The organism is Candidatus Neomarinimicrobiota bacterium (assembly GCA_022573815.1).
Taxonomy (GTDB): Bacteria; Fidelibacterota; SORT01; order SORT01; family SORT01; genus JACZTG01.
Genome location: JACZTG010000059.1, coordinates 1 through 3,099, shown reverse-complemented (window position 1 = coordinate 3,099; position 3,099 = coordinate 1). Strand labels below are relative to the sequence as shown.

4 protein-coding genes are annotated in these 3,099 nt (G+C 45.2%); all 4 read left to right on the top strand.

All coding sequences use genetic code 11. The annotated features are described in order from the left end of the window. Positions 1-357, top strand: a 357-nt coding sequence (locus IIB39_11310; protein MCH8929283.1) for a hypothetical protein, incomplete at its 5' end; no start/stop codon positions are given. A gap of 20 nt (positions 358-377) precedes the next feature. Further along, positions 378-899 (top strand): prepilin-type N-terminal cleavage/methylation domain-containing protein, encoded by a 522-nt coding sequence (locus IIB39_11305; GenBank protein MCH8929282.1) that lies wholly within the window; start codon positions 378-380, stop codon positions 897-899. A gap of 33 nt (positions 900-932) precedes the next feature. Continuing rightward, a complete protein-coding gene (locus IIB39_11300; GenBank protein ID MCH8929281.1) occupies positions 933-2,537 on the top strand; it encodes a type II secretion system protein GspG in 1,605 nt (534 codons plus the stop codon). Positions 2,538-2,547: 10 nt separating this feature from the next. After that, a partial coding sequence (locus IIB39_11295; GenBank protein MCH8929280.1) for a prepilin-type N-terminal cleavage/methylation domain-containing protein occupies positions 2,548-3,099 on the top strand: 552 nt, incomplete at its 3' end.

Genomic DNA, 3,099 nt, shown 5'->3' with positions numbered 1-3,099 from the left:
GCTGTACCGAAATTCACCGAATTGACATTTCAGAGCAAGATTCGGAAAAGTGAGACAACTTTATTAAATATCCAGCAAGCCTTTTTTAACCATTATTTCAACTCACTTTTTGCAGGCGCAGCCGAATTTCCCCCCAGTCCGGTTGACAGTCTGATGACATTGGAGTGGTCATTTCTACCTCTTTTATTTGACGGCACCACTCCGGCAAGTCTGTTCAGGAATGGACGCGTACCAATGAATCCGAACAGGAAACCGTATATTTATCATCGATTACCCGCTGTTCCGGCGCTTGGCTTATCTCCGGGATTTACTTTAAGCGATCCCGATTACCTGCTTCAAAGTTCATATAGGTTATAATCAGAAAATATGGAAACAGAATGGATAAATTGATATATTATGAGAATACGAGTAATAAAATGACAAAAAGAACTATCGAATTATCAAAAGGGTTTACGATGATAGAGCTGGTGACGGTGATTTCGCTAATGGGTGTCCTCGCCGCTGTTGCAGTACCGAGAATTAATGATTTTATCACCAATTCAAAAATTGCGGCAAGCAAAAACGAAATGTTGCAGATAAGAGCCGCCATATCCGGCACACCCGACCGTACAGCAGGCGGAAGATACGTTGATAGAGGATATATCGGAGATGTGGGAGCGGTTCCCTCTAGCCTGACGGATTTAACCACCAAACCCGGTGCAGTTGACGACTATGATTACTTTTCCAGGACAGGATGGAATGGGCCGTATCTTCAGAATGACGGCACAGGAGAAATATTTAAAGACTCGTGGAGCACACCTTATGTGCTGAATGTCGCTGACAGCACGATTCGCAGCTATGGACCCAACAAAGTTGATGATTCGGGCGGGGGTGATGATATACTGATTAAATATCAGTGATATTTAATCAGCTAATTCTCACAGGAATTTATAATGCGCCGATCTGCTGAAGGATTTACATTCGCGGAAATATTAATTGTCGTGGCTATTATGGGAATTATTACTTCCGTGGCTCTTAAGAATCTTGGAAAGACAGACGATAGAGTCAAATATGAATCGTCATTAACAGAACTGCAGGCTCTAAAAATCGCCATCATAGGCGACGAGAATGCCCGCCAAAATGGCGAAAGAGTAAATTTTGGTTTTGTTGGCGACATAGGCGGTCTTCCGGCAACATTGGACGCATTGGTTTCACGCGGATCTCTCGGTATAAGCACTTTAGATACTTTGAAATTACTCGCTTACGGATGGAACGGACCGTATGTAAATGCGCCCTTCACTTCAGATGCAGCAGGCTTTAAAACTGACGGTTGGGGGAATGAATATATTTATTCCACCGTTCAATATTCGATTGCTCCCGGTGACACGGTAGTTGCCAAAATTTCGAGCCTCGGAGCGGATGGCGCTGCGGGGGGTACGGGTTATGACGCTGATATCTTTGTGGAAATTATGAAGGACCAGGTGCTTGCGGATGTGACGGGCAGCGTTATTGAAATCTCCGGGAATCCTGTACCGGCGGCTAACGCGCGGATTTACGAACCCGACGGCGCAGGAGGTCTATCTTCAAAATCGGCGTTCACGGATGCCTTCGGCAATTATACGATTAAGAATGTGAGTCAGGGCGTGAGGGCTATAACTGTTCAGCTCTCTGCCGGCGGTGAGTCGGAGGGATATAGGGCTACTTTAGGCGGAAGTTTTGTCACTGTGAGGACAATCAGCGACATAGGGTCAATTATCCTTTCAGGAATCGCAACTGCAACAGGCGCAGGAGGCGCGGATTTAATTTTCGATATTCAGAGTAAAATCGGGGAAGATGTCACTATTGTAGATTTTAAAGCTGTTTATGCTCCGTTTGATGGAGTTACGGGACCGAGATATGACGAGCAAGTAGCCGGAAATGCAACTGTATGGCTGGCAGCCGCGACCTTAGGCGGGAGTGGTGACCTTCTGTCTTCACTGAACACCTATACGAGTTGGTCATTAAAGGATAATGCGACAAAAACAATAAGATTAAATACGTTTCAGGATGACACAGGCGCAAGCGTAGGTGTGGCAGGTTCTGATTTCACAACAACATTTTACACTTCCGCGGGAGACGTATTTTCGGTGGGACCGTTTACCGTAGGTGGAGCCCCAACTTTTGTACTTGTAGGAGATGCAACAGGCAAAAAAGGATTGGTATTCTTCGACGTAATTAATAATACGGGTGGTGATGATACGCTAATTGATATGAAATTGGTATATACACCTTACGACGCTTCTACTACAGGTCCTGAATATGATCGGGCAAGGATTGCCGCATCAACGGTATGGTCTGAGGGCTCAGGCGGCACAATCGGCAGCGATGTCCAGCTTAGTACAAACGCTCCGTTCACCAGCACATTTTGGGGTTCGGGGTTGACCAAAGAGGTTCGTTTTGACGGCTTCATAGAACTTGTCAGAGGAAAAGGAATTGATGTATCAGGAACTATATTTACCGTAACGTTATATATGCTCTCCGGCGCAGAATATGTATTAGGACCCTTTGTTGCTCTGTAAGCATACGATAATGGAAAATTACACGGACAAATATCCTGTCGGCAGCAAGGGATTTACAATGATGGAAATGGTCGTAGTTTTAGCCATTATCGGAATATTGGCGTCTTTGGGTTTTAAGGCTTTCGACAACGTGCTGCTGAATATGAAATTTGAATCGACTATGAGAGAAATGGAATTGATAAAGATAGCCATAGTTGGCGATCCTAAATCCATCCAAAACAATGTAAGAGCGAGTTTCGGATTTTTTGGCGATATGGGTTCGATTCCCTCATCGCTAACTGACCTGGTCACAAAAGGGAGTCAGCCGTTTGTGCTGGTTAATACAACGCTCAATATGGCATCAGGGTGGAACGGACCATATCTTCGAACATCCTTCACTCAGGACGCCGGCGGGAACCTAACAGACGGATTCGGAAATTCGTATCTTTATTCAACACTGAAAAAACTGAGCGCTGACGGCGATTCTGTTTATGCGACAATCACAAGTCTCGGCGCCGACGGTTCTTCAGGCGGCGCAGGAATTGATGCAGACATTAATACTGAAATTTTTAAAAGCGACCTA